The sequence below is a fragment of the Geobacillus jurassicus NBRC 107829 genome, from assembly GCF_001544315.1.
Lineage (GTDB): Bacteria > Bacillota > Bacilli > Bacillales > Anoxybacillaceae > Geobacillus > Geobacillus jurassicus.
The window spans coordinates 14,976-41,869 of record NZ_BCQG01000032.1 but is presented as its reverse complement, the minus strand read 5'-3'; the positions used below and the strand labels follow the sequence as shown (position 1 = coordinate 41,869).

General features: G+C 55.2%; 20 protein-coding genes, 1 pseudogene and 1 other annotated feature. Of the genes and pseudogenes, 17 read left to right on the top strand and 4 right to left on the bottom strand.

Annotated elements, in window-relative coordinates:
- Nucleotides 1–82 precede the first annotated feature (82 nt).
- From hemA to ysxE, 8 genes are all read left to right on the top strand, one after another.
- Nucleotides 83–1,447, top strand: coding sequence for a glutamyl-tRNA reductase (gene hemA / locus GJ1_RS10670; protein WP_066232097.1), 1,365 nt, complete (start codon nt 83–85; stop codon nt 1,445–1,447).
- Between the two features lie 13 nt (nt 1,448–1,460).
- Nucleotides 1,461–2,276, top strand: a complete 816-nt coding sequence (ccsA, locus tag GJ1_RS10665; RefSeq protein WP_157068379.1) for a cytochrome c biogenesis protein — start codon at nt 1,461–1,463, stop codon at nt 2,274–2,276.
- A 15-nt stretch (nt 2,277–2,291) separates the two neighbouring features.
- On the top strand, nt 2,292–3,221 hold the full coding sequence (gene hemC / locus GJ1_RS10660; protein ID WP_066232092.1) for a hydroxymethylbilane synthase: 930 nt from the start codon (nt 2,292–2,294) through the stop codon (nt 3,219–3,221).
- Nucleotides 3,221–3,988 carry a uroporphyrinogen-III synthase gene (locus GJ1_RS10655; protein ID WP_066232089.1) on the top strand — a complete coding sequence of 256 codons (768 nt, stop codon included), beginning with the start codon at nt 3,221–3,223 and terminating at the stop codon, nt 3,986–3,988. Before hemC ends, GJ1_RS10655 begins: the two co-directional genes overlap by 1 nt.
- Nucleotides 3,989–4,963, top strand: coding sequence for a porphobilinogen synthase (hemB, locus tag GJ1_RS10650; RefSeq protein WP_066232087.1), 975 nt, complete (start codon nt 3,989–3,991; stop codon nt 4,961–4,963).
- Between the two features lie 16 nt (nt 4,964–4,979).
- Nucleotides 4,980–6,269, top strand: a complete 1,290-nt coding sequence (gene hemL / locus GJ1_RS10645; protein WP_066232084.1) for a glutamate-1-semialdehyde 2,1-aminomutase — start codon at nt 4,980–4,982, stop codon at nt 6,267–6,269.
- Between the two features lie 118 nt (nt 6,270–6,387).
- Nucleotides 6,388–7,452, top strand: a complete 1,065-nt coding sequence (spoVID, locus tag GJ1_RS10640) for a stage VI sporulation protein D (RefSeq protein WP_066232081.1) — start codon at nt 6,388–6,390, stop codon at nt 7,450–7,452.
- A 43-nt stretch (nt 7,453–7,495) separates the two neighbouring features.
- Nucleotides 7,496–8,527, top strand: coding sequence for a spore coat protein YsxE (ysxE, locus tag GJ1_RS10635; protein ID WP_066232078.1), 1,032 nt, complete (start codon nt 7,496–7,498; stop codon nt 8,525–8,527).
- Nucleotides 8,528–8,804: 277 nt separating this feature from the next.
- Here the strand turns inward: ysxE and GJ1_RS10630 are convergent, their stop codons facing one another.
- Nucleotides 8,805–8,993, bottom strand: a complete 189-nt coding sequence (locus GJ1_RS10630) for a YszA family small membrane protein (protein WP_008881097.1) — start codon at nt 8,991–8,993, stop codon at nt 8,805–8,807.
- Between the two features lie 139 nt (nt 8,994–9,132).
- Nucleotides 9,133–9,368: a binding site (T-box leader), on the top strand.
- Between the two features lie 87 nt (nt 9,369–9,455).
- Here GJ1_RS10630 and GJ1_RS10625 point away from each other — a divergent pair.
- The 3 genes from GJ1_RS10625 (at nt 9,456) to GJ1_RS10615 (ending at nt 15,891) form a co-directional block, all read left to right on the top strand.
- A complete protein-coding gene (locus GJ1_RS10625) occupies nt 9,456–12,098 on the top strand; it encodes a valine--tRNA ligase (protein WP_066232103.1) in 2,643 nt (880 codons plus the stop codon).
- A 158-nt stretch (nt 12,099–12,256) separates the two neighbouring features.
- On the top strand, nt 12,257–13,552 hold the full coding sequence (locus tag GJ1_RS10620; protein WP_066232075.1) for a bifunctional folylpolyglutamate synthase/dihydrofolate synthase: 1,296 nt from the start codon (nt 12,257–12,259) through the stop codon (nt 13,550–13,552).
- 68 nt (nt 13,553–13,620) lie between these two features.
- On the top strand, nt 13,621–15,891 hold the full coding sequence (locus GJ1_RS10615; protein WP_066232073.1) for a VWA domain-containing protein: 2,271 nt from the start codon (nt 13,621–13,623) through the stop codon (nt 15,889–15,891).
- Nucleotides 15,892–15,985: 94 nt separating this feature from the next.
- On the opposite strand, the gene GJ1_RS10610 is transcribed toward GJ1_RS10615, so the two are convergent.
- Genes GJ1_RS10610 through GJ1_RS10600 form a run of 3 tightly spaced genes read right to left on the bottom strand, consistent with a single transcriptional unit; the run spans nt 15,986 to nt 18,918 of the window.
- On the bottom strand, nt 15,986–17,695 hold the full coding sequence (locus tag GJ1_RS10610; protein ID WP_066232070.1) for a hypothetical protein: 1,710 nt from the start codon (nt 17,693–17,695) through the stop codon (nt 15,986–15,988).
- A 40-nt stretch (nt 17,696–17,735) separates the two neighbouring features.
- Entirely contained in the window at nt 17,736–18,314 is a 579-nt protein-coding gene (locus GJ1_RS10605) for a PilW family protein (RefSeq protein ID WP_066232067.1), read from the bottom strand.
- Nucleotides 18,298–18,918 (bottom strand): type IV pilus modification PilV family protein, encoded by a 621-nt coding sequence (locus GJ1_RS10600; RefSeq protein ID WP_066232065.1) that lies wholly within the window; start codon nt 18,916–18,918, stop codon nt 18,298–18,300. Before GJ1_RS10600 ends, GJ1_RS10605 begins: the two co-directional genes overlap by 17 nt.
- 143 nt (nt 18,919–19,061) lie before the next feature.
- Here GJ1_RS10600 and GJ1_RS10595 point away from each other — a divergent pair, with 143 nt between their 5' ends.
- The 6 genes and pseudogenes from GJ1_RS10595 (at nt 19,062) to GJ1_RS10570 (ending at nt 26,808) form a co-directional block, all read left to right on the top strand.
- Nucleotides 19,062–20,741, top strand: coding sequence for a hypothetical protein (locus tag GJ1_RS10595; protein WP_066232063.1), 1,680 nt, complete (start codon nt 19,062–19,064; stop codon nt 20,739–20,741).
- Nucleotides 20,731–21,510: a PRC-barrel domain-containing protein gene (locus GJ1_RS10590; protein ID WP_066232060.1), complete on the top strand. Its 780-nt coding sequence runs from the start codon at nt 20,731–20,733 to the stop codon at nt 21,508–21,510. Before GJ1_RS10595 ends, GJ1_RS10590 begins: the two co-directional genes overlap by 11 nt.
- 16 nt (nt 21,511–21,526) lie before the next feature.
- Nucleotides 21,527–22,885: a G5 domain-containing protein gene (locus GJ1_RS10585; RefSeq protein ID WP_066232057.1), complete on the top strand. Its 1,359-nt coding sequence runs from the start codon at nt 21,527–21,529 to the stop codon at nt 22,883–22,885.
- Nucleotides 22,882–24,546 (top strand): GspE/PulE family protein, encoded by a 1,665-nt coding sequence (locus GJ1_RS10580; RefSeq protein WP_066232055.1) that lies wholly within the window; start codon nt 22,882–22,884, stop codon nt 24,544–24,546. The genes GJ1_RS10585 and GJ1_RS10580 overlap by 4 nt, the downstream gene beginning before the upstream one ends.
- Nucleotides 24,547–24,558: 12 nt before the next feature.
- Nucleotides 24,559–25,614, top strand: coding sequence for a type IV pilus twitching motility protein PilT (locus tag GJ1_RS10575; protein ID WP_066232053.1), 1,056 nt, complete (start codon nt 24,559–24,561; stop codon nt 25,612–25,614).
- A pseudogene (locus GJ1_RS10570) lies at nt 25,601–26,808 on the top strand (type II secretion system F family protein). The gene GJ1_RS10575 and the pseudogene GJ1_RS10570 overlap by 14 nt, the downstream one beginning before the upstream one ends.
- The last annotated feature ends 86 nt before the right edge of the window (nt 26,809–26,894 follow it).

Genomic DNA, 26,894 nt, shown 5'->3' with positions numbered 1-26,894 from the left:
CGTTCACAATTTTTTCAAACCGGAATCATGGACGGTTGTGATATAATAGCAGAAGGGATTCGGTCAATAAGGGGGATGGATCGTGCAAATCGTAGTCGTTGGCGTCAACTATAAAACCGCCCCTGTAGAAATCCGCGAAAAGCTCGCATTTGCGGAAGCGGAGCTCGGTGCGGCGATGAAACAGCTCGCCAAGCAAAAAAGCGTGCTTGAAAACGTGATCGTCTCGACGTGCAACCGGACGGAAATTTATGCGGTTGTCGATCAACTGCATACCGGCCGTTACTATATTAAAGCGTTTTTAGCTGAATGGTTTGGCGTTGAAGTAGAAGCGATCTCCCCATATTTGCGCGTGATGGAAGGAGAGGCAGCCATCCGGCATTTGTTCCGTGTGGCAGCCGGCCTTGACTCGATGGTGCTCGGGGAAACGCAAATTTTAGGGCAAGTGAAAGACAGCTATTTGCTTGCTCAAGAGGTCGGGACGAGCGGCACCATTTTCAACCATCTGTTCAAACAGGCGGTGACTTTTGCGAAGCGCGCCCATTCAGAAACGGGCATCGGGGCGCACGCCGTATCGGTCAGCTATGCGGCGGTTGAGCTGGCGAAGAAAATTTTCGGCCGCCTGACCGGCAAGCACGTCTTGATCATCGGCGCCGGCAAAATGGGGGCGCTGGCGGCGCAAAACTTGTACGGCAGCGGCGTCGGCAAAGTGACGGTCGTCAATCGGACGCTTGAAAAAGCACAGCAGCTCGCAGCACAATTCGCCGGTGAGGCGAAGCCGCTCAGCGAGTTGTCATGCGCCTTGCTTGAGGCGGATATCGTCATCAGCTCGACGGGGGCAAAAGGCTATATTTTGACGAAAGAGATGGTGGCGCCGCTTGAGAAAATGCGCAAAGGACGCCCGCTCTTTATGGTCGACATCGCTGTGCCGCGCGATTTGGACCCGGCGCTGGCCGAACTGGAAACCGTCTTTTTGTACGACATCGACGATTTGCAAGATGTCGTGGCGGCCAACTTGGCGGAACGGCAAAAGGCAGCCGCCCGTATTGAAACGATGATCGAAGCGGAGCTTGTGGCGTTCAGCCAATGGCTGCAAACGCTCGGCGTTGTGCCGGTCATCGCCGCACTGCGTGAAAAGGCTCTTGCCATCCAGGCGGAAACGATGAAAAGTTTGGAACGGAAACTGCCGCATTTGTCAGAGCGCGACTGGAAAGTGTTGAACAAACATACAAAAAGCATCATTAACCAGCTGCTCCGCGACCCGATTTTGCAGGCGAAGGAACTTGCCTCCGGTCCGAACGCCGACGAGGCGCTTCGGCTGTTTATGAAAATCTTCAATATCGAAGATGCGGTGAAATCCGAGCGGCGCATGCAACAGGCGAAAGCGGAGCAGTGCGGCGAGCAGGGGGCGGAAGCAGCCCGCGCCGCCCGTCCATCATGGCAGCTGTAAGGTGGGATGGACGGTGGCGCTGTTGTATGAGCTGTCCATTTTGCTTTACATCGCTTCGATTCTTTTATACTTCATCGATTTTTTGCAGCAAAACCGGAAGGCGAACGAAACCGCCTTCTGGTTGCTTTCTATTGTATGGGTTTTGCAGACGGCGACGTTTGCCTTCCGCGTCCTCGAGACGAAGCGCTTCCCGATTTTAACGATGTCGGAAGGGCTTTATTTTTACGCCTGGCTGCTCATTACGCTGTCGCTCGTCATCAACCGGCTGCTGCGCGTCGACTTCATCGTCTTTTTTACGAACGTTCTTGCGTTTTTTATTTTGGCCATTCATACGTTTGCACCATCCTCGCAGTCGCCGGCTGTTGCGGAGCGGCTCGTTTCGGAGCTGCTTATCATCCACATTACCCTTGCGCTCGGGGCGTACGCGGCGTTTACGCTGTCATTTCTGTTTTCTGTGCTGTACATGCTGCAATACAGCTTGCTGAAAAAGAAAAAGTGGGGGGCGCGTCTTTGGCGCATGGCCGATTTGTCGCGGCTTGATTTTTTGTCGTATGTTTTAAATTTGCTCGGCTTGCCTATGTTGTTATTAGGGCTCATTCTTGGCGTGATTTGGGCGTACATTCAAATTGACCATTTCCATTGGTATGATGCGAAAGTGCTTGGGTCGTTTGTCGTTCTTCTCGTCTATGGCATCTATTTTTATAAGCGAGCCGTTCAGCAGATGCAAGGGAAGACGATCGCGCTATGGAACATCGGTTCGTTTTTGTTTTTGCTTGTCAACTTTTTCTTGTTTGGCAGTTTGTCAAAATTTCATTTTTGGTATTCGTAATCGAGGTGGAACGAGATGCGGAACATTGTCGTTGGCTCGCGGCGCAGCAAGCTCGCCTTGACCCAGACGAATTGGGTGATCAACGAATTGAAACAGCTCGGGGCGCCGTTTACGTTTGAAGTGAAAGAAATCGTCACGAAAGGAGACCGAGTGCTTGATGTCACACTCTCGAAAGTGGGGGGCAAAGGGCTGTTTGTGAAAGAGATCGAGCACGAATTGCTCGCCGGAGGCATCGATATGGCGGTCCATAGCATGAAAGATATGCCAGCCGTGTTGCCCGAAGGCTTGGCGATCGGGGCGGTGCCGCGCCGTGAAGATGCGCGCGATGTGCTCGTCAGCAAAGGCAACCGGGCGTTGCATGATTTGCCGGCGGGATCGGTCATTGGCACGAGCAGCCTGCGCCGCTCGGCGCAGCTGCTCGCTTATCGCCCGGATTTGACGATCAAATGGATTCGCGGCAATATTGATACGAGACTGGCGAAGCTCAACAATGAAGATTATGATGCGATCGTGCTGGCGGCGGCAGGTCTTGCGCGCATGGGTTGGGGAGATGACGTCATCAGCGACTATCTGCCTCTTGATGTCTGCGTTCCGGCGGTCGGCCAAGGGGCGCTTGCGGTTGAATGCCGGGAGGATGATGACGAATTGCGCGAATGGCTCAGTCGGTTGAACGACGAGCAAACCGAGCAGGCCGTTCGGGCGGAGCGCGCTTTTTTGCAGCAAATGGAGGGCGGCTGTCAAGTGCCGATCGCTGGCTACGCTGAAGCGGACGGCGGCATCGTGCGCCTTACCGCCCTTGTCGCCTCGCCGGATGGCAAAGAAGTGTATAAAGAAATCGTCACGGGCGCCGATCCGGAGGCCGTCGGCCGGCAGGCGGCAGCTGTCTTAATCGAACAAGGGGCGAAAGCGCTCATCGAGCGGGTGAAAAAGGAGTTGAGCTCCTAATGGCGGGGCGTCCGCTAGATGGCAAAACCGTGCTTGTGACGCGCGGCAAGGAGCAGGCGGCGCCGTTTTCTGCCCAGTTGCGCGCTGCCGGCGCTGTGCCGGTGGAAATCCCGCTCATTGCCATCCAGCCGGCGGCGCCGGAGGAAATCGCCGCTATAGCTGAGCGGATCAATGAATATCACTGGCTCATCTTCACGAGCGCCAACGCGGTCCGCTTCTTTTTCCCGCACGTTTTGTTGCCGCAGCCGCTGCCGAAGATGGCCGTTGTCGGGCGGAAAACAGCGGCGGCGCTCGCCGAGCGCGGTCTTTCCCCGGCGCTCGTGCCGGATGATTACACTGCTGAACGGCTGGCGGCCGCGCTCGTTCCGCATATCAAACGAGGCGATCGTGTACTGTTTGTGAAAGGCAATTTGGCCCGTCCGACGCTGCCCGAGTCGTTGCGAAACGCGGGGGCCGTCGTCGATGAGCTCACGGTGTACGAAACCGCACCGGATGAAAGCGGCCGGGAGCGGCTGTTGTCGCTGTTGCGCCGGCGGGAGCTTGACGCGGTCACTTTGATGAGCCCGTCGGCGGTCGACAGCTTTGTCCGCCTTCTCGGCAAAGAAGCAGTTTCTCTTCTTTTCGGTGTTGCGGTCGCCTGCATCGGGCCGGTGACGAAAGAAGCGGCCGAGCGGGCGGGCATTCCGGTGCATATTTGTGCGGCCGATTACACCGCTGATGGTATCATTAAAGCGATGGAACAATACTTTTCCATGGAGGGACAATGAATGGCACTGTCATTTGACCGCCATCGCCGCTTGCGGCAAACGGCTGCGATTCGGGCGATGGTGCGCGAGACGCATCTTCGCGTCGAGGATCTCATTTACCCGCTGTTTGTGGTCGAGGGCAGCGGCATTAAGCGGGAAGTGCCGTCGATGCCGGGAGTGTATCATTTGTCGCTTGACCGTTTGTCCGAGGAAATGGACGACATCGCCAACCTTGGCATTCCTGCCGTGATGGTGTTCGGCGTGCCGAATGAAAAAGATGAAGTCGGTTCGCAGGCGTATTGCGAAACGGGGATCGTCCAGCGGGCGATCCGGCAAATGAAGGCGGAGCACCCGGAGATCGTCGTCATCGCCGATACATGTTTATGTGAATATACGAGCCATGGCCATTGCGGCGTCGTCGAAAACGAGCGCGTGCTGAACGACCCGTCGCTTGATTTGCTCGTCAAAACAGCCGTCAGCCAGGCGCAAGCGGGCGCTGACATCATCGCGCCGTCAAACATGATGGACGGCTTTGTCGCCGCCATTCGCCAGGGGCTTGATGAAGCGGGATTCGAGTACGTGCCGATCATGTCGTATGCGGTCAAATACGCCTCGGCGTTTTACGGCCCGTTCCGTGACGCCGCCGACAGCGCGCCGCAGTTTGGCGACCGGAAGACGTACCAAATGGATCCGGCCAACCGCCTTGAGGCGTTCCGAGAAGCGGAGTCGGATGTCAAAGAAGGCGCTGATTTCTTGATGGTGAAGCCAGCGCTTGCGTACATGGACATTATCCGCGACATCAAAAACCGCTTTCCGCTGCCGCTTGTCGCCTATAATGTGAGCGGCGAGTATGCGATGATCAAGGCGGCGGCGCAAAACGGTTGGATCGATGAGAAGCCGGTCGTCATGGAAATGTTGACAGGGATGAAACGGGCCGGCGCGGATTTGATCATTACGTATTTTGCGAAAGATGTCGCCCGGTGGCTGACTGAATGAGGGGGAGAGCGAAATCATGCGAAGCTATGAACGATCGAAAGCGGCCTATGAAGAAGCGGTGAAGTTGATGCCGGGCGGGGTGAACAGCCCGGTGCGCGCCTTCAAGTCGGTCGGGATGACGCCGATTTTCATGGCGCGCGGCCAAGGGTCGAAAATTTACGATATTGACGGCAATGAATACATCGATTATGTGCTGTCATGGGGGCCGCTCATTTTAGGCCATGCCAACCCGCAAGTCGTTGAAGCGTTGAAGCGGGTGGCCGAACAAGGGACGAGCTTCGGGGCTCCGACATTGCTTGAAAACGAGCTCGCCAAGCTTGTGATCGAGCGGGTGCCGTCGGTCGAGATCGTGCGCATGGTCAACTCTGGCACCGAGGCGACGATGAGCGCCCTCCGCTTGGCGCGCGGCTACACGAAGCGCAACAAAATCATCAAGTTTGAAGGCAGTTACCACGGCCACGGCGATTCGTTGCTTATTAAAGCCGGCTCCGGCGTGGCGACGCTCGGCTTGCCGGACAGCCCGGGCGTGCCGGAATCGGTGGCGCAGCATACGATCACCGTTCCGTACAATGATCTGGACAGCGTCCGCTATGCGTTTGAGCGGTTTGGCGAAGATATCGCCGCAGTAATCGTCGAGCCGGTCGCCGGCAACATGGGCGTCGTTCCACCTGCTCCCGGATTTTTGGAAGGACTGCGCGAGGTGACAAAACAATATGGCGCCTTATTAATTTTTGACGAGGTGATGACGGGGTTTCGCGTCGATTATCATTGCGCCCAAGGGCATTACGGCATTGAGCCGGACTTGACGTGCCTTGGCAAAGTGATCGGCGGCGGTTTGCCGGTCGGGGCGTACGGCGGCAAAGCGGAGATCATGGAGCTTGTCGCGCCGAGCGGACCGGTGTACCAAGCCGGCACGCTCTCCGGCAATCCGCTCGCCATGACGGCTGGTTACGAAACGCTCCGCCAGCTGACGCCGGAAACGTATGAAGAGCTTGGCCGCAAAGCGGCGCGCCTGGCGGAGGGTCTTCACCAGGCGGCGGAGAAATACGGCATCCCGCATACGATCAACCGTGTCGGGTCGATGATCGGCTTTTTCTTCACGAACGAGCCAGTCATCAACTACGAGACCGCGAAGACGTCCGATTTGGAGCTGTTTGCCGCCTATTATCGGGAAATGGCGAATGAAGGCATTTTCCTGCCGCCGTCGCAATTTGAAGGGCTGTTCTTGTCGACGGCCCACAGTGATGACGATATTGAATATACGATTGCTGCTGCCGAGCGGGTGTTTGCCCGCCTGCGCGGATAGAGAGAACGGGCTGCCGACGACCGGCAGCCTCATTTTTTTATCATACCGCCTCTTTTCCGTTCATACAATGGATAATGTCATAGAAAATTTGGCGAAGGGACGGAAGGAGGAGGCCCGGTTGGAGCAATCGTATTTGCGTTTTTCGCTTGAAGAATCGGTCTGGTTTAAAAGAGGACAGGAAGTCGCCGAGTTTTTGTCCATTTCCCTTGACCCGGTCATTTCCGTCGATGAGTACGACCAATATATTACGATCCGCGGCGCGCTCAAGTTAAGCGGCGAATTTCGCCAAGCAGGCGAAGGGCAGGCGGAGGCGGATGACGACGTGTTTGAGATGGCCAGCTATCGGTATATTCAACACATTTCGCTGCGCGAAGACGGCACCAGCGAACTGTCGCACCGGTTTCCGATCGATATTACGATTCCGAAAAGCCGCATCCGTTCCCTTGAGGATGTGTACGTGACGGTCGAATCGTTTGATTATGAATTGGATGAAAACGGAAGATTGCTGATCACTGCCGACATTTCGATCAGCGGCATCAGCGAAGCGCCGCTTGACAATGAGTTGCTGGTCGATGAGGAAGATGATGGGGAGCCATTGTTCGCACCGTTTGAGTCGATCGCCCGCAAGGAAGTGGACGATGAGGAAGCAGAAACATTGGCATCCGGTTCGTTCGATGCGGCTGAAGAAAAACAGCTTGTCGCTCAGGAAAGCGGATTTTTCGCGCCGATTGGGGAAGCGGCGGCCGTTCGCCATGAAGAAACACCGTCATCTAGCGAAAAAGAGGAGGCGAAAGAGCCATTTTTGCCGCTTGAGACGGAAACGAAGGCTGTCAGCGCACAGGCGGAGGAAGACATCGCATCGCTGCTGCCGCCAACTGAGGCGAAAGTGTCGATCGGGGCGGCGAAAAAGGCGGCGGAAGAAGAAGAGGAAGAAGAAACGAAGGCGAAAAGCGAAAATGCGCTTTACTTAACGAAGCTGTTTGCGAAAAGCGGGGCGGAAGAGTTTACGAAAGTGAAAATTTGCATCGTCCAGCAAGGAGATTCATTGGACAAGATTGCTGAGCGGTATGACGTGACCGTTTCGCAGCTGTTGCGCGCCAACGATTTGGAAAGCCCGGACGACGTGCACGAAGGGCAATTGCTATATATTCCGGCCATGGCGGGAAGCCGTCCTTTCTCATGAAAGGAACGCTTTCCATTTCTTTTGCCGATAAGGGGGCGTCACGATGGCCGCACAGTTTGACCGGTATGATGCCGTGCTCGCCCAGTACGGGCTTCGGCCGGAGCGCATTGAAGAGCACGGCAAAGCCGCCAAAGTGTATACGAACCGCGGCGTTTTCGCTTTAAAGCCGCTTGAAAGCGAGCAAGAAGCCGCCGCTGTTTGGCAGTCGCTCCAGCACGATGGCCGCCGCTGCCTTCCGCTTTGCTTGACGCGTCAGCGGTCGTTGTTTGCGGCGGAAGGCAGCCGTCTTTATTATTTGCAAGCATGGCATGACGGCGAAGCGAAGGCGGAAGGGGACCCGGTCCGCGCCTTTTTTCGCGATCTCGCACGCCTCCATCGCTCTACGGTTCGCTCCATAAAAGTGAACGAAGAAGAGATCGAGGATTATCGAAAGCAAAAAAAAGACGAATGGCAGCGGGCCCGCGCCGTTTGGGAAGAGCGTGTCGAGCGGTATGAAGCGGCGTGGTACATGTCGCCGTTTCAGCTCCAGTGTTGCACATATTTTCACGAGGTGATGCGCGCGTACTCGTTTGCTGAGGAGCGGCTCGATGCTTGGGAAGAGATATTGAAGGAAACGAAGCAATGGCGGATCGCCTGGGTGCACGGCAAAGCACGCCTTCCCCACTATATCCCGCCGTATTGGATCAGCTGGGAGCGGGCGCATTGGAATTCGCTGCTCTTTGATGTGATCGCCGCGCTCCGTTTTCATGTGCGGACGATGCCGCCGCTCGGGCGCGAGTGGCTGGAAGGGGTCGAGGAGTACGAGAAGGAGCTGCCGTTATCCGACGGGGAGCGAGCGTTTTTGTACAGCCATTTGGCGGAGCCGCGCGGGTTTATCCGCTGTTTGGAGCGATATGAGGCCGCTTCGCGGAAGGAGCGGAACGAACGGGAACATGTCGCCGCGCTGCAGCGCTGTTATTTGGCGTTTAAAAACATGGAGGCGGTTGTCATGCACCTTGTCCAACGCGACGCCGCGCAGCAGCAGGAAGAAGCGGTGGACAATGAACCGCCGGCGGATGAAGAGGATAATGGGTAAGCCGATGACAAACAAAACGGCGTCTTCCTAAAAAAGATGGTGATGGAACAGAGAACGCGGTCCAACGGAAGTGTTTCTCCATTTAAAACAAGAAAAGCCGCTTTTCCTTTCATGTGAGAACCAGCGATTCCGCGAAAATGATTGTTTTTTCATCAGACCCTCTGAGAGGGCGGAGATTCATGGCTTTTCTCAAATTGATAAACCTCATAAACCTTGTTCTTTTCAACACTTGAGAACCGCCGTTTTAAGTAAAGAAAACGATCGTTTTTCCGGACTTCTAAATCCATTCCAAATGGAGCGCCACGGCAATGAGAACAAAGATCGCCAATAAAATGACATCAAACGTCGTCGGCAAAAAAATGGTGCGGATCGCTTGAAAGATCGTGAGCGGAATGATTACTTGGGCGCAGACGGCGCGCACTTGCCTGAGCCACGGGGGCCACGAATACGGGTTGAATCGCCGCATTGATATTCCCTCCTTCTCCGGTTTACTATACAATATGAATAGAAAAACCGTTTGTCACCAAACGGGTGGCAGTAGAATAAATAAATAAAAACTTGGCAAAGATGATGGACAATGGTAGTATAATAATCGAACAATGACGACAAAAGCGAAGACGGGGAGGAGTACAGCGGTCCGAGCCTGCAGAGAGGGAAATCAGAAGCTGCGAGATTTCCTAGGATGACGGCTGCTGGAAGGTCGCCCTTGAGCTGCTTCTTTGAACGGCGCTGTTGCCGAGTAGAGGAAGCCGGCCGTGTGCCGTTATGCCAATGAAGCGCTTAAGCCTCCAGGCTTAAGAAAAAAGGTGGTACCGCGAAAGCAGCTCCTTTCGTCCTTTTGGGATGAAAGGGGCTTTTTTGCTTGCCGGCTGCGCGGCTTTGCGCTGTCGGCCGCATTGTCCATCACGTTGTTAAGGAGGGAAATGACATGGCACAGCACGAAGTGTCGATGCCGCCGAAATACGACCACCGCGCGGTTGAAGCGGGGCGCTACGAATGGTGGCTGAAAGGGAAATTTTTTGAGGCGACCGGCGATCCGGCGAAAAAACCGTTTACGATCGTCATTCCACCGCCGAACGTCACTGGCAAACTGCATTTAGGGCATGCGTGGGATACGACGCTGCAAGACATCATTACGCGCATGAAACGGATGCAAGGGTATGACGTCCTGTGGCTTCCGGGAATGGATCACGCCGGCATCGCCACCCAGGCGAAAGTGGAAGAGAAGCTGCGCCAGCAAGGGCTGTCGCGCTACGATTTAGGACGGGAAAAGTTTTTAGAAGAAACATGGAAGTGGAAGGAAGAATACGCCGGCCATATTCGCAGCCAATGGGCGAAGTTAGGGCTTGGCCTCGATTACACGCGCGAGCGGTTCACGCTCGATGAAGGGCTCTCAAAAGCGGTGCGCGAAGTGTTCGTGTCGCTTTACCGAAAAGGGCTCATTTACCGCGGGGAGTACATCATCAACTGGGATCCGGTGACCAAAACCGCTTTGTCGGACATTGAGGTCGTTTATAAAGAAGTGAAAGGCGCACTTTACCATTTGCGCTATCCGCTCGCCGACGGCTCCGGCTATATTGAAGTGGCGACGACCCGTCCGGAAACGATGCTCGGCGATACGGCCGTTGCCGTGCACCCGGATGACGAGCGGTATAAGCATTTGATCGGCAAAATGGTGAAGCTGCCGATCGTCGGCCGCGAAATTCCGATCATCGCCGACGAGTATGTCGATATGGAGTTCGGCTCCGGGGCGGTGAAAATTACGCCGGCGCACGACCCGAACGACTTTGAAATCGGCAACCGCCATAACTTGCCGCGAATTCTTGTCATGAACGAAGACGGCACGATGAATGAAAACGCCTTGCAATACCAAGGGCTTGACCGGTTCGAGTGCCGGAAGCAAATCGTCCGCGATTTGCAAGAACAAGGCGTCCTCTTTAAAATCGAGGAGCACGTCCACTCGGTCGGCCATAGCGAACGGAGCGGCGCGGTCGTTGAACCGTATTTGTCGACGCAATGGTTTGTGAAAATGAAGCCGCTCGCCGAAGCGGCGATCAAGCTGCAGCAAACCGACGGGAAAGTGCAGTTTGTGCCGGAGCGGTTTGAAAAAACGTATTTGCATTGGCTTGAAAACATCCGCGACTGGTGCATTTCGCGCCAGCTTTGGTGGGGACATCGCATCCCGGCGTGGTATCATAAAGAAACGGGCGAAGTGTACGTCGACCATGAGCCGCCCAAAGACATCGAAAACTGGGAGCAAGACCCCGACGTGCTTGATACGTGGTTCAGCTCGGCGCTCTGGCCGTTCTCGACAATGGGATGGCCGGATACGAACTCGCCGGATTACAAGCGCTACTACCCGACCGATGTGCTTGTCACCGGCTATGACATCATTTTCTTCTGGGTGTCGCGCATGATTTTCCAAGGGCTCGAATTCACCGGGAAGCGCCCGTTCAAAGACGTGCTCATCCACGGTCTTGTCCGCGACGCCCAAGGGCGGAAAATGAGCAAATCGCTCGGCAACGGCGTCGATCCGATGGATGTGATCGACCAATACGGCGCTGACGCGCTCCGTTACTTCTTGGCGACCGGCAGCTCGCCGGGGCAAGACTTGCGCTTCAGCACCGAAAAAGTCGAAGCGACGTGGAATTTCGCCAACAAAATTTGGAACGCCTCGCGCTTTGCCTTGATGAACATGGGCGGCATGACGTATGAGGAGCTTGATTTGAGCGGCGAAAAAACGGTCGCCGACCATTGGATTTTAACGCGTCTCAACGAAACGATCGACACGGTGACGAAGCTTGCCGAGAAATATGAATTCGGCGAAGCGGGGCGCACGCTGTACAACTTTATTTGGGACGATTTGTGCGACTGGTACATTGAAATGGCGAAATTGCCGCTTTACGGTGACGACGAAGCGGTGAAAAAGACGACGCGCTCCGTATTGGCGTATGTGCTCGACAACACGATGCGCCTGCTTCACCCGTTCATGCCGTTCATTACCGAGGAAATTTGGCAAAACTTGCCGCATGAAGGCGAATCGATCACCGTTGCTCCGTGGCCGCAAGTGCGCCCTGAGCTGTCGAACGAAGAAGCGGCGGAAGAAATGCGGATGCTCGTCGACATCATCCGCGCCGTCCGCAACGTCCGCGCCGAAGTGAACACGCCGCCGAGCAAGCCGATTGCGCTCTATATTAAGGTGAAAGATGAACAAGTGCGGGCGGCGCTCATGAAAAACCGCGCCTATCTTGAGCGGTTCTGCAACCCGAGCGAGCTCTTGATCGATACAAACGTTCCCGCGCCGGACAAAGCGATGACGGCGGTCGTCACCGGCGCCGAGCTCATCATGCCGCTTGAAGGGTTGATCAATATCGAAGAAGAAATCAAGCGGCTCGAAAAAGAGCTCGACAAATGGAACAAAGAAGTCGAACGCGTCGAAAAGAAATTGGCGAACGAAGGCTTTTTGGCGAAAGCGCCGGCCCATGTCGTCGAAGAAGAGCGGCGCAAGCGGCAAGACTATATCGAAAAGCGCGAAGCCGTCAAGGCGCGCCTCGCCGAGCTGAAACGGTAGACAAACGATCTCGCCGTTGATTATGATGAAGACGAATCCGCATGGGCTGGATTCGTCTTTTTCTTATGAAACAAGGCGGAGTAGTCGGACGAACCGCCGGGTTTCGCCGGCGCGGACAAGCCGCCAGCTTATACAGTTTTTCGAAGGAGGGGTCAACCGTGGTGCGAACATATGATGAAGCGGTCGCTTGGATTCACGGGCGGCTGCGGCTTGGCATGAAACCGGGATTGAAACGGATGGAATGGATGATGGAGAAACTCGGGCATCCGGAACGCCGCGTCCGTGCCGTCCATATCGGGGGAACGAACGGCAAAGGGTCGACGGTCGCCTATTTGCGTTCGATCTTGCAGGCGGCAGGGTATTCGGTCGGGACGTTCACCTCGCCGTATGTTGAGCAGTTTAACGAACGGATCAGCATCAACGGCGAACCGATCAGCGATGAAGAGATTGTAGAGCTCGTGCAGACGATCAAACCGCTGGCGGATGAATTGGAACGAACAGAGCTCGGCGGGCCGACCGAATTTGAAGTGATCACAGCGATGATGCTTTATTATTTCGGCAAAAAACACATTCAAGACATCGTGCTCATTGAAGTCGGCCTCGGCGGACGCTTGGACTCGACGAACGTCATTTATCCGCTCGTTTCCGTCATTACGAACGTCAGCTACGACCATATGAACATCTTAGGCGATACACTCGCGCAAATCGCCGCGGAAAAAGCGGGGATCATTAAATCAGGGGTTCCGCTTGTGACAGCAGTGAACGAGCCTGAGGCGTGGGACGTGATCGCCAAGACGGCGGCGGAGCGGAAGGCGAAAACGTATCGGCTCGGCGTTGATTTTACCGTTTCTGACCGGCAGGCGACGGCCGAAGGGGAACAGTTTTCCGTCACGACTCCATTTGCCGAATATCGCGGTTTGCGCATTTCCATGCCGGGCGCCCATCAAGTCGAAAATGCCGCTGTGGCGGTGATGACGGCAGAACTATTGCGGCTTGGCTATTCATTTTTGATCGATCCGGAACATATTGGCGACGGGCTCGCAACGGCCACTTGGCCCGGCCGGTTTGAGCGGATGAGCGACAATCCTCTCATCATCCTTGATGGCGCCCATAACGAGGCCGGCATCCACGCGCTTGTGGAGACGGTGCGCACCCATTATCCCGACAAACGCGTCCATGTTTTGTTTGCCGCATTGGCGGACAAGCCGCTCGAGCGGATGATTCGGCTGCTTGATGATCTGGCGACAACGATGACGTTTACAACGTTCGATTTTCCGCGCGCGGCGTTGGCGGAAGCGCTTGCTGCCCTTTCGTCTCATCTGCATAAGGCGGCGACAGATGATTGGACAGGCTGGCTCATCGAGAAGAAAAAACGAATGGGAAACGACGAGCTGTTGCTTGTCACTGGATCGCTTTACTTTATATCTGAAGTGCGAAAACTTCTAAAAAAATAATGCCAAGTGATGAAAAGGATTGATATAATGGAAGAAAGATAGTCCTTTTGGCTCGGGAGGGGAGGCATATGCAACGGCGGCGCGGCTGGTTGTTATGGGGGATGTTGCTATGGCTGATGGTGAGTGTATGGCCGGTGAAGGCGGGTGTCGCTTACGCAGGCCAGCCGGAAGGGGCTATCACGTTTGTTTCCGATGAGAAAATTGAAGGATGGGCGACCGCACCAGGGGGCGGCAACGGGCAAGGGAACAGCATTCGCTACTTTATGATTCGCATTCAGCTGAAGGAACAAAACGGCACGGCAGTCAGCTACCGAGCCGAAGCGGTGGGAGCGCCGGCGGACAGAAACGGGGAGAAAAAGTATACGTTTTCACTCGACATGCGCGGCAAGTGGCCACCAGCTTCGGGAACGACGGCGACTTACCAAATCACCGTCGATGCTTATCGCGTGTTGGGAAATGGAAAAGAGGATGTGTATTTTTCATTCCCGGAACCGCCTTATCAATATGCGAAACGAAATGAGGCAAGCACCGCCAAATTGGATTTTTCCATCGCGTTCTCACAGCCGGAATACGCTAAGCCGCCTAACGGCGATGCCGAAGGACGGCTCGATGTGACGCTCATTCCCCAAGGGGCGGTTTCGTCGCTCATCCGTCCACCGATCGACGTCGTGTTTGTGTTTGATGTCTCCGGCTCGATGACATGGGCGAAGCTTGAAAGCGCCAAGGCAGCGCTTCGCTCGGCTGTCGATTACTTTAAAGCCCATTTGCATCCGAACGACCGATTTGCCCTCATTCCATTTTCCGACTCGGTGAGAAACATCGTTCCGTTTGGGGATCAGCCGAATGTCGCCGCCCAACTCGAGAAAATTCGGACGGTTGGCGACAGTTTGACGGCCGGAGGCGGCACGAACTATTCGGCGGCGCTGTCGCTTGCACAGTCGTATTTTAACGACCCGGCGCGCAAAAAGTACGTGATTTTCTTGACAGACGGGATGCCGACCACCCTTAACGCAACGGAAACGATCACTTACCGGGAAGTCCAGCGGATTCTTTGGTTCTACTACTACACAGGAGAAAAAGTCACGGCGTCGCTGCCGCTGACGTATGAACTGTATACAAACGGAACGGCCGGCATTCGTTTTACCGACAAGCGTGGCTTTTCCCGCCTGTTTACAAGCGACGGATGGGATTATGTAAACGACGCTGATGTCCCCTTAGGCCGGAGCGACTATCCATTTAGTTACGGCAGCATAGAGAAGAAAATTCGCGATCATGCCATCAACGTGGCTAAGACGCTCGGAATGAACAATATCACGCTTTATTCGATCGGTTTTGGCACAAACAGCGAGATTGATATGAACTATTTGCAAATGTTGTCAGCAACAGCTGGAGGCGAGGCGAAACAAGGAACGGCGCAAAACTTGACCGACCTGTTCCAACGTTTTTCCGCGCTGGCGACCACTCCGGCATTGACCGGGACGGTGAAAATCCCGCTCTCTTCCTTTGCCGGCAATGTGGAGATTAAGGAAAGCGGAAACGTATGGCTGGATGAAAATAAACAAAACGCCTATATTTCCTTTTCGATTCCATACGAGGTCGGGCAGTCGACGCCGTCCCGTATTACGATTCCGGTTTCCATCTCCTTTAAGCAAAAAGGGACGTATACGTTGACCGCAGAGTTGACATACCGCGATGTATATGGGCAACTGCAGCCGCCGATCGCAAAATCAGCCACGATCTCGATCACTGTTAAGGTTCATAGCTTGATGCTTGGTGATTACAAATCGACGATGAACGTCGGCGAAACGCAGACCATTCCTGTGACCATTTTTCCGAGCGACGCGACGAACCAAACGCTTGCGTGGACATCAAGTGACCCGAATGTCGCATCCGTAGACCAAAACGGCACGGTGACGGCCCACAAACCGGGCAGGGTGACAATCACCGTCCGAGCGGCCGATGGCAGCAATGCGCAGGCAACGGCGACGATTACGGTCATCGACCCGTACGTGGCGCTTGAACGGATGGAGTTTCGTCGCCCGATATTGTACATCAAAGTTGGCGAACGTCTTGAAGTGGCGCCGCAGCTTCGCTTTATACCGGACAATGCGACAGACCAAACCCTTCGTTCCGTTGAATCGTCTGCGCCAGAGTATGTCAATGTTGTCAATGAAAATGGTACATGGTATTTGGTCGCCGACGATGTCGGCTATGCAACGGTGACGGCGACTGCCAATGCGAAAACGCCGGATGGCAGGCCGGTTCAAGCCACGGTGTGGGTCTTTGTCCAACCGCGTGAAGATGAGGGGGGGAGCGGTAGCAGCGGCGGTCGTTGGTAAACCCACGAAAAAAAGCGGCTCTTCGATTCAGGAGGCCGCTTTTTTTGCTGAAAGGGATCAGCATCGCGGATGAGGCGATGCAAGCGGTCTTCGTTCACTTCACTTCCAGCCGATCGGCAACAAGCGAGATTCGATTGACAAACGGCAGTCCTGTTCCTTGTTCGACTAAAACCCGCGGATTGTATTTGATGATCAGACGGGATTTCTGCATGTCGGAACTTGGAATGAAGTTCCCAGGTTCACCGTCTTTCGGCTCGATCCGACCGCGAAAGGCGTTGATGACGAGGCCGCTTCGGTCGGCATCCGGCGCGAGCGTGCCGTTGCCGCGGGCGAACAACCCGCCTTCAATGTACAAATACGACCCGACCGCGTAAATCGTCGCGCTGCTGTCCGTATAAAAATACCCTTTTAAGTTCGGGCTTTCACTTGGGTTTTGAAATTCATTGATGCGGGCGATATCGAGCGTGCCTTTGGACAACAATACGAGTCCTTTACCATCCGTCCCGTCGATATGGCTGTTGTAAATGGCCGTCTTGCCGGTGACGTAAATGCTCGCATTCAATGCCAAGTTCCCAGTGAGCATCAAATCGCCGAACACAATCAAATTGCCGCGCACGGTTGCTGTCGACTTCATAGGGCCCTCAATGTGAAGATCGCCATTGACAATGAGCCATTGGTTTTGGCCGTTTTGCTGCACGTCAATGTCTCGATAAAGGGTGATCTCCTCCCCTTCTGCGTCCAACCAAAGCGGCTTGTCTTTTGGCATCTGATTGATGGATTGCTCATACGGCGTTTCGGCGTTCGTCTCGACCCGGGCCAATTTCCCTTCTTGATAAAGTTCACGCGCTAAATCGAGCGGCGGCTGGCGATCGTTTTCAATGCGCTCGATATACGATTGTTGGGTTTCAGGCGACAGCGGCGAAAGGCCGGCCGCCTGAAGCAATTTGTCTTTCAAAGTGCGGTCGAAATCGATGTCGATGAAATCGTCTGTCTCTTGTTGAATGAGCGGCCTGACGGCATTTGCCGGCCATCCTTCGTCGAAAAGACCGTCTTCCATTTGGAAGGCTCCGTTGCCAGCTTTCCAGCAGCTGCTCGTTTGCGTGCATGAAAACAGCAGCTTGTCATGGATGTGCCAAATCGAATCGTTTGTTGATGCAGGCAGTCCGGCATCGATGGGACCAACTGTTAATTCCCCGCCTTTTTTCACGTAGTTTGCCGCGTTGCTTATGTAAGCGCTTCGTCCAGCATATACGTTTCCTTGCTCCACGTAGACGCCGCCGTTTAAGACGAGCGTTTCTTTCGACCCCAGCGCATATTTAAGGAAGCTTGGCGCATTCGTCAAAAAGATGCGCCGCTTGACTGTCCGCTCGTGATGGCCATCGGTAAACGGTTTCGACAAATCGAGCGCGCGGAGAAACACGCTGTTCGTCGGGATGTTGTACAAACGATACGACACGTCTTCCATGTTCACGCCGTAGCGCGCTTTCAGCTTGCCGGCCATCGTATCCGGGCCGGGCGCGTCTTCGTTAATGCCGAGAAATGCATCCCATTGGCTTGGAGTGAAAATGCCATGGCTGACCAAAAACTGTTCGTCTGAAAGCTCGGCTTTGAGTTCGGCGGACGCCTCGTTGAGGGCGGTTTTCGCTTCATGGAACGATTCGACATTCTCGACGCGCACTGTAGTCAAGCGCGCTTGTTGAATGGCGACTGTTAAAGTGGTCAAGCCGAGCAAAAAAAAGATGGTGATGACGAGCATGGTCGTCACCAAGCTGTAGCCAGCAACGTTCAAGCGCAGGCGGTTCATCGCTCTCCCCCTTCGCAGATAAAGTTTCGAAACGCAATGCTTAAAAACCAAATTCCGTTGTTAATGTAAACGGCGGCACGTACAGCCAACCACTCGGGTCGGCGTGTCGACGGTCGGAGACAATGAGACGGATTGTCATGACGCCGCTGCGGCAAAGGTTGCCTTCTTTTCGCGCGCAGCGGAATGAAAACGATGAAGAGTCGCCCAGCAAAAAGCGGGAAGAGGTGATCGTTTCGCCATTGATCGCGAGCGCGCCGTCTTGGATGGACAGCGTCATCCGCTCGATGCTTTCCAGCTTTTTCTCTTCACGGGAGACAAGCCCGGTGTCCACATCGGCTTTGAATTCTTGGTTTTTCACAAAGGTGATGGTCGTTAACGGCTTGTTTTCTTCTTGACTTTCCATTCCATCCGGAGAGAGCGTGTACAGCTCGTTCATTATTCGGGCCATGGCGTAGTCCGCTTCGCTGCGCAAGTCGTTTTCGATGCCGATGCGCTCGTAGGCGCGAATGCCGGTTAAAAACACCGTGTAGATAGCGCCGATGATGAGCAAAGAAATGGAAACGGCGGCCAACAGCTCGATCATCGTCATGCCGGCTTCGCTTCTAGCGGATCGTTTCATCGGTGATCACCCCTTCGACCCACGCTGTTTCGTTCGCGCGCTCGCCCCAACGGACGGTGGTGTATAATTTGATCATGTAGCCGCCGGCGTTTGATTCGGCTGCTTTTTCCGTTTCAGCACGGATGCGCGCCTGCAGCGGCGCAGGCAAGGAAGTGAATTCCGACGATGAAGTGAATGCATCCCATGCCTCCTTGTCGTATCGGACAAGGTAAACGGAGGCTTCGTAGCGGACATCGTTGATTTTCGGGGCGAACTGCGCTTCGCATACCGTATGCAGTTGGCCAGACTCACCGGCAAAAAACAGCGCCGCCAACGATTCGTTGCCGCAATCGTCTTTTGTTAGCTCAAGAAACGGCGTTTGATGGTCTTCCATATACTCTTTTAGCCGGGAGAAATCCGCGTTTTTTTCAAAATAGACAGCGACGCCGCGGGCGACGTTGACGGCCACCGTCCGCCCTTGGTTGTAAGACGTATGCATCATCGCATTCGTGAAAAAGTAAAACAGCCCGATCACTGCGCTCGATAAAAGAGTGATGGCGAGCAACGTTTCTATCAACGTAAATCCTGCCTGACGACTAGGAAGAGAAAAATTGCTTCCCGCCATTTGTCATAACCTTCTTTCAAAATATGTAACTTTATTATACAATATTTTCGAGTCGAACTATGTAGAATTTTAGGATAAGAGAACCATCAATGGCACATTTGTCGCTTTATTGCAAATGATACGCCGGGAAGGAACGGGTAGGCATGTGGAAAGAGGCGGTTGTTTACGTTGTTGCATTCATAGTGGCGCTGTTGGCCGTTTGGCTGCTGCCGCTTGGCTTCAGCCGAGCCGGGGGCGCGGCAGTTGTTGCGGCTGCCTTTTTGGTTGCAGGGCTGGCGCAGTTGGCCGAATCGGTGATTCCGTTTTGGCAAATCGTCCTGCTCGTCGGGCTTTTGCTGTTGGCGGGCTCGTATTTGCTTGACCGTTGGTTCGGCCCGCTTCTTTACCGAGCGGCGGAGACGGAGGAAGCTGGGGAACGGAGAAAGGAATTATGGAAAGGAAGCGGTGCCCGCACGACGGCGAGTGATAGGGATGGGATGATGGTCCGGAATGAAACGGAAAATCTAGTCGATTCGGCCTGGTCGGTAGCTTTTGAACCAAACAGCGCCTCTAGGGGATTTCAAGGCGTCGATTCGAGGGAGGAACCGTTGCGATCTCACGTACAGGAGATCGATAAAACCATTTTCGGCGCGGCGCCTGTGGAGCATGAAGCAACTTCAGAGGAGATGGAACGGGGGATGGAATCCAACGAGGAGCGCGGGGAAGAACAGGCGATTTTCTTTCCTCCACAAACGGATGACATAGGGCGGGAGGTTTCCCGTCCAGAGGCGGACCAAGCCGGGGAGGTGGAGCGCTTTTGGCTCGATCCGACCGATGCGGAGCAAAAAGTGCGCTCCGCGGATCGAGATGATGCCGAGCGAGAGGAGTTTTTCCCGTTGGATTCGGATCGTGTGGAACCCGAACGATTGTCCGCTTTGGATTTGAATGGAGTAGAGCTGGCGGCGCATTTTCCGTTCGAGCCGGCCGCTGTGGCGGATGACGGTGGCGGGCCGGATGTCGAGCCGACGCGCCACCCGCGCGATTGGCTCGATGAGCTGCCTGTCTCGATGACGCCGGACATCGAAGCGGCGGTGTTGCAGGCGGGGGCGGCTGATGACGGCAACGGTCTGTTGCAGGCGCTTGATCTCAGCCATGAAGAAGAGGATGGGCAACTTTCCGCGTTCATGTCTTCTAGCTCGGCGGGCGTTTCGGCTGTAGAAAACGGACTGCCTTCTGTCCAGGCAATGCCGCGTGAAGGGGCGCTTTTGGAAGAAGCAATGCCGGGTATTGTCGACCGTTCGCTGCCGGAAACGGACGAGGCTGCTGAACCGCTCCGTCAAGAGGGTGCGGTGAACCTAGGGGGGAATGAGCGGGAAGGACAGCAAACGGAGCACGGCTCAATGGAAGGAGCGCGGTCGGCCGAACTCTTTGGATCGGAAGAGGACGGGCAAACAGCGGGTCGGCCGCGGGAAGGTGAGCCGCAAACAGCCGAGAAGAGCTCGACAGAAGATAAGCTGCCGGAGCAGAAAGCGGTTCGCACGGAAGTCGTGCAGGCGGTCGCTCTTGAATTGCGCCTCAACCGCCATCGTTTGGGCGCCGCCGATTACGAGCGCTGCCTCCGCCGCTGTTTGGACGCTCCGCTTTCTGACCGCGACTATTACGTATTGGCCCGTTTGTTAATGGAACATTATGTAGTAGAACAACAGTACGGCAAGCTCGCAGCGTGGCTTGAGGAGCTCGCTGACCGTTTTCGCGCCTATCCGGCTGTGGTCGAAGAGTTGGCGCTTTGGCGGCAGCTTGCCGCAACATTAGCAAACAGTTGGGGTGAAAAGAATGAAAGCTAGCGCACAAATCATTGGACTGCCGATCATCAGCATTGCTGATGGGGCACAAATCGGCACGGTGAAAAGTTTGGTGATCAACCCGGACAAAGGATCGATTGATTTTTTGACCGTGGAACAAGACGATGTGCAGCTCAGTTTAAAGGCGATTCCGTTTAAAAAAGTCGTCGGCATCGGTGAGTTTGCCGTGACGGTCGAGAACAGGCACGATGTGATCGATCTCTCAGAAATTCCGATCGCCAATCAGCTCGTCAATAAGCAAATCCGGATTAAAAATACGAAAGCCATCACGCGTAAAGGACAGCTGCTTGGCGAAGCTCATGAGTTTTTCGTCGATGAAGAGTCAGGGGATATTGTCGGCATCGCTCTTCAACTCGAGAAAGGGGAAGCGGTGCTGCCGGCCTCGGAAGTATTGACGTACGGTAAAGACATTTTGATCGTCAATGACGGATCCAATGAATCACTTCTTGACGATCCGGTGCAGTTGTTGAAATCCAAAGGCATCGAGCCAACCGACAGCAGGGCGGAAGAAGACGTTTCTGCACAAATGGAGGCGATGGCTGAAAGCGCGGAAAATGTTGAAGCGCTGCAGTCGTTGCGGGAAAAACAAGTTGCGCTGTTGGCCGGAAAGCGGCTGACAAAAGACATTTATGATGCGGATGGCCGCCTGATGTTTAAAGCGGGCACTCTGCTTGGCGAAGAGGATGTGCGCAAGGCGCAAGAGGCGGGGCCAAGCGTCATCGTCGATGTCTCGATGAACGTGGAGGCGTAATGGAGGAGGGTCGGCGGTGAAAAAGGCTGCCGCGTGGAAATTGTTTGTTGTTATGGCTGTTTGCACTGTCTATTTTATCACTTTTTCGCATCTGGGCACCTTCGCCTATGATGCTTTGGCCTCGGATGACGGCCGCCTTGGCCCGGGCACGGCGGTCGGTCCGGTGTCACTCTCCGGCATGACGCCGGAAAGAGCCCGACAGGCGGTCGCCGAGCGGGTGAATGAATGGCGGGCGACCGTTTCCATCCCCTTGCAATACCAAGAAAAACGCATCGACCTGCCGGCTGACGCGTTTGCGTTCCGTCTTGCCGAGAGCACGAAGCGGTTTGTCGACGGGAGGCGCACGCCGCTGTTTGTGGCCGCTGATTTAGAAAAATGCCTCCAAGCAGCGGCGGCCGTCGTCCCGCCGTCAGCGCTTGAGGCGTTGGATGTAAAGCGGCTTGGGGCGGACTTAGAAGAGCTGGCGGCTCAGCTGCAAACCCCATCGTCTTCGATCGACTTGGCTCGTTACATATCGTTTACAAACGGCCGGCAGCCGGTCGTCAGCGAAGCGGCTGCATCGGTGCCCGATTCTTCGGCCGTTCGCTGGCTTTCCAGAGAGCGGCGTGCGGTGATCAAAGCGAAACAAATGTTTTCGTTTGGCGATTATATGAAAAAAGCGGGGGCCAAGCTGTCTGATGAGGCGGTTGATGCGATTGCTTCCGCGGTGTACCAGGCGGTGCTGACGACCAATTTCGCCGTTGTGGAGCGCTATACGAGCCGTACGCTGCCTCAAGGGATTACGCCCGGCTTTGAAGCGGCCATCAGCAGCGGCCGCGATTTGGAATGGCTCAACCCGAACACGACCGACTACACGCTTCTTCTCCGGTATGATGGACGAAAGGTGCGTGTTGCCATTATTGGGTTGCCGTTTGCCTATCAATATATCATTCGCCTAGGCGAGGCGGAGTCCATCGAACCGCGTGTCATCGTCCGCTATGACGCGCGCCTGGCGCCGGGCGAGAAGAGGACGGAACAAATCGGGCGGCCGGGGCTGGTTGTGACGGTGGAACGCGAAGTGCGCGACGGCGCTCGGCTCGTGCGCAAAGAAACGGTGAGCGAAGATTTTTATCCGCCAACGTATACGATTAACGTGCGCGGCCTTGAGGTGCCGGATGGGCAAAGAGGCGACGGGGAAGGCGGAGCGATGGAGCCGACAAATGGGGTGACGGAAAACAACGGAGCGGCGAACGAGTTGGATTCGACTGCAGAAAACAGCGGCGGAAAAGAGAGCGAAACGGCGCCAAAGAAAGGCGATGAAGCGGGCAAAGGAGAATCGGCCCCCGCCGCTAGCAGCAAAGAAGAGACCGAAACGGGCGGAGGAGAGGAAAAATGAGCAAAAAGCAGGAGCGGAAACGGCTCGGCGACTTGCTTGTCGAAGCGGGATTGATCACCGAAAGCCAGCTGGCTGAGGCGTTGCGCGAAAAGGCCCCTGGGCAAAAGCTCGGCGACGCTTTGCTGCAGCGCGGCTACATCACGGAGCAGCAACTGATTGAGGCGCTTGAATTTCAGCTTGGCATTCCTCATGTCAGCTTGTATCGCTACCCGATCGATCCGAAAGCAACCAGCCTCGTGCCGAAAGAGTTTGCCCGCCGCCATATGCTCATGCCGCTCAAGGTGGAAGGAGACCGGCTGCTCGTTGCCATGGCCGACCCAATGGACTTTTTCGCCATCGATGATCTGCGCCTGTCGACCGGGTTTCAAATTGAAACAGCGATCGCGTCGAAAGACGATATTTTGCGGGCGATCAATAAATATTACGATATCGACGAAGCGTTTGAAGACTTTTTGCAAACGCCGCCGCCCGAGGTGCGCGAAGACGAACGGGCTGCTGAGGACGACTCCCCCATCGTTCGTTTGGTGAACCAAATTTTGCAGCTCGCTGTTGAACAGCGGGCGAGCGATATCCATATCGATCCGCAGGAGACGAAAGTGCTCATCCGTTACCGGATCGATGGCCTGCTTCGCACCGAACGCGCGCTGCCAAAGCATATGCAAAGCATGTTGACAGCGAGAATCAAAATTTTGGCCAATATGGACATCACCGAACACCGCGTGCCGCAAGATGGACGGATCAAAATGAACATCGATTTTCACCCGGTCGATTTGCGCGTTTCGACGCTGCCGACGGTGTACGGCGAAAAAATCGTCATGCGCGTCCTCGACTTGGGCGCCGCTTTAAACGATATTCATAAACTCGGCTTCAATCCGGTTAACTTAGATCGGTTCATTCGCTTGATCGAGCGGCCGAACGGCATCGTCTTGATCACCGGACCGACCGGTTCGGGGAAATCGTCGACGCTTTATGCGGCGCTCAATCATTTAAACAGCGAGCACGTGAACATTATTACGATTGAAGATCCAGTCGAATATCAGATCGAAGGCATCAACCAAATTCAAGTCAACCCGAATGTCGGCTTGACGTTCGCCCAAGGGCTCCGCTCGATTTTGCGTCAAGACCCGAACATCATCATGGTTGGGGAGATTCGCGACCGCGAGACGGCGGAAGTGGCGATTCGCGCTTCGCTCACCGGCCATTTAGTGTTGAGCACGCTTCATACGAACGATGCGTTAAGCACGATCACCCGTTTGATCGATATGGGGATTGAGCCGTTTCTAGTAGCGACGTCGCTTGCCGGCGTCGTTGCGCAGCGGCTTGTGCGCCGCGTCTGCCGCGACTGCCAAGAGGTGTATGAGCCGACAAAGCGGGAGCGGGACATTTTCGCCCGCCGCGGCATTGAAATTCATCAGCTCATCCGCGGCCGCGGCTGTCCGACGTGCAACATGACCGGCTACCGCGGACGGCTGGCCATTCACGAACTGCTTGTCGTCACCGATGAGATGCGGCGCGTCATTTTAAACAATGAGCCGTTTTCGAAATTGCGCGAGCTCGCCATCCAAAATAAAATGATTTTTTTGCTTGATGATGGTCTGTTGAAAGTGAAGCAAGGGTTGACCACTCTTGAAGAAGTGCTGAAAGTGGCCATTTTGCATTGATGGGTGAGACGGATGAAGGAAAAGCTTGAGGCGTTGTTGCGCGCTGCCTTTGAATGCCGCGCTTCTGACGTGCATTTGACCGTCGGCGCGCCGCCGATTTTTCGCGTGAACGGGGAGTTGAGAGCATACGGCCATGAGCGCCTGCGCCCGGAGGAAACGGAGCAAATGGCGCGAGCCATCATTCCGCCGCCGCTTTGGCAGCAGTTTCAAGAAACCGGAGAGCTTGATTTTTCGTACAGCATTGCCGGCGTTTCCCGCTTTCGCATCAACGTCTTTAAACAGCGGTCATGCGTGTCGCTCGCCGTGCGTCTCATCCCGATGCGCATCCCGACGCTGGAGGAGCTCGGCCTGCCGAATGTCTTAAAGCGCATCGCGGAAAAACCGCACGGGCTCGTGCTTGTCACCGGACCGACCGGCAGCGGCAAGTCGACGACATTGGCGGCGATGATCGACTATATGAACAAAACGATGTCGAAACATATCATCACGCTCGAAGATCCGATTGAGTATTTGCACAAGCATGGAAAATCGATCATCGACCAGCGTGAGGTCGGGTTTGACACCGGAAGCTTTGCCGCTGGGCTGCGCGCTGCGCTTCGCCAAGACCCAGACGTCATTTTAGTCGGGGAAATGCGAGATTTGGAGACGATTCAAACGGCGATCACCGCTGCAGAAACGGGCCATTTAGTGCTCGGCACGCTTCATACGGCGAGCGCACCAGCGGCGATCGAGCGGATGATTGATGTTTTCCCGTCCGCCCAGCAGGCGCAAATCCGGCTGCAGCTCGCTTCCGTGCTCGTTGCCATCATCGCTCAGCGCTTGTTTCCAAACAGACGCAAAACCGGGCGGACGGCAGCGATGGAAATTTTAGTGAACAATGCGGCCGTCGCCAACTTAATCCGCAACGAAAAAGAGCATCAAATCATCAACATTATGCAAACGAGCCGCAACATCGGCATGCAGACGATGGAAATGAGCGTTAAGGAGCTTGCAGCCGATGGGCGCATCGATCCGCTGGCGGCTGAAGTGTATTTGGCGGGGGAGCGTGGGGATGATGGCGCAGTTTAAGTACGAGGGGCGCGACCGAAGCGGGCGAAAAAAAGCTGGAGTGATCGTTGCCGTTTCGCGGCGCGAGGCAGCTGCCAAGTTGCGTGAGAAAGGCATTCGTCCTATTGCGCTCGCTGAAGTTCCTCCGTCAGTCTGGAACAAAGAAATCTCAATTGGACGAGTGGTGAAGTTACAGCACTTCGTTGTGTTTTTGCGCCAGTTCGCAACGCTTGTGCGCGCCGGGGTGACGATCGTCGATTCGATCCGCATTTTGGCAGAACAGACGGAAAGCAAGGCGCTGGCTCGCTCGCAGATATTGAACAAATGTTGCGTGAGGGAAACCCGCTTTCCGCGGCCGCGGCAAAGCATCCGCGCATCTTTCCGCCCTTGTTTGTCAACATGGTGCGCGCCGGCGAAGCGAGCGGGACGCTCGATGAAACGCTCGACCGGCTTGCCGACCATTTTGAAAAAATGCATCGAACGCGGCAAAAAATCGCCTCAGCGCTCGCCTATCCAATTGCTGTTGCCATCATTGCCACCGCGGTTGTCATTTTTTTGCTTGTCGCTGTTGTGCCAACGTTCGTCGAGATGTTCGCCGAGTTCCACGCCGAACTGCCGGCGATTACGAAGTTTGTGCTCAAGGCAAGCGGCGTGATGCAGCGGTATTGGTGGGCGGTCGTCCTGCTTTTTGCCGGCGTGTACGCATCGTTTGTGGTCCTGCGGCGGCAAAAGACAACGAAGTACTATTTGGATTATGCCGCCATGCGGCTGCCGATATTCGGCAAGCTCGTGCAAAAGGCGGCGCTCGCCCGCCTGACGCGGACGCTCAGTTCGCTTGTCTCAAGCTCGGTGCCGATTTTAGAGGCGCTGTCGATCGCCGGCCGCGTCGTCGACAACGAAGTGATCGCATCGGTGCTCGTTGAAGCGCGCGCTGCCCTTGAGCGCGGCCAGTCGCTCGCCAAGCCGCTCCGCCGCCATTGGGCGTTTCCGCCGCTTGTTGCACAAATGATCACGATCGGCGAACAGACCGGTGCGCTTGACGCCATGCTTGGCAAAGTCGCCGATTTTTACGAAGCGGAAGTCGATGCGGCCACCGACCGGTTGAAATCGCTCATCGAACCGCTCATGATCGTGCTTCTCGCCGGCGTCGTCGGGACGATCGTCACCTCGATCATCGTGCCGATGTACGATATTTTTAATCATATTCAACAGTAGGCAATAAGAATATATTCCTATTTATGCCGTTTTGTTGTAAAATGATAGGGAAAACGTTCTAATTTTGTCTGAAAGGGAGAGGGAAC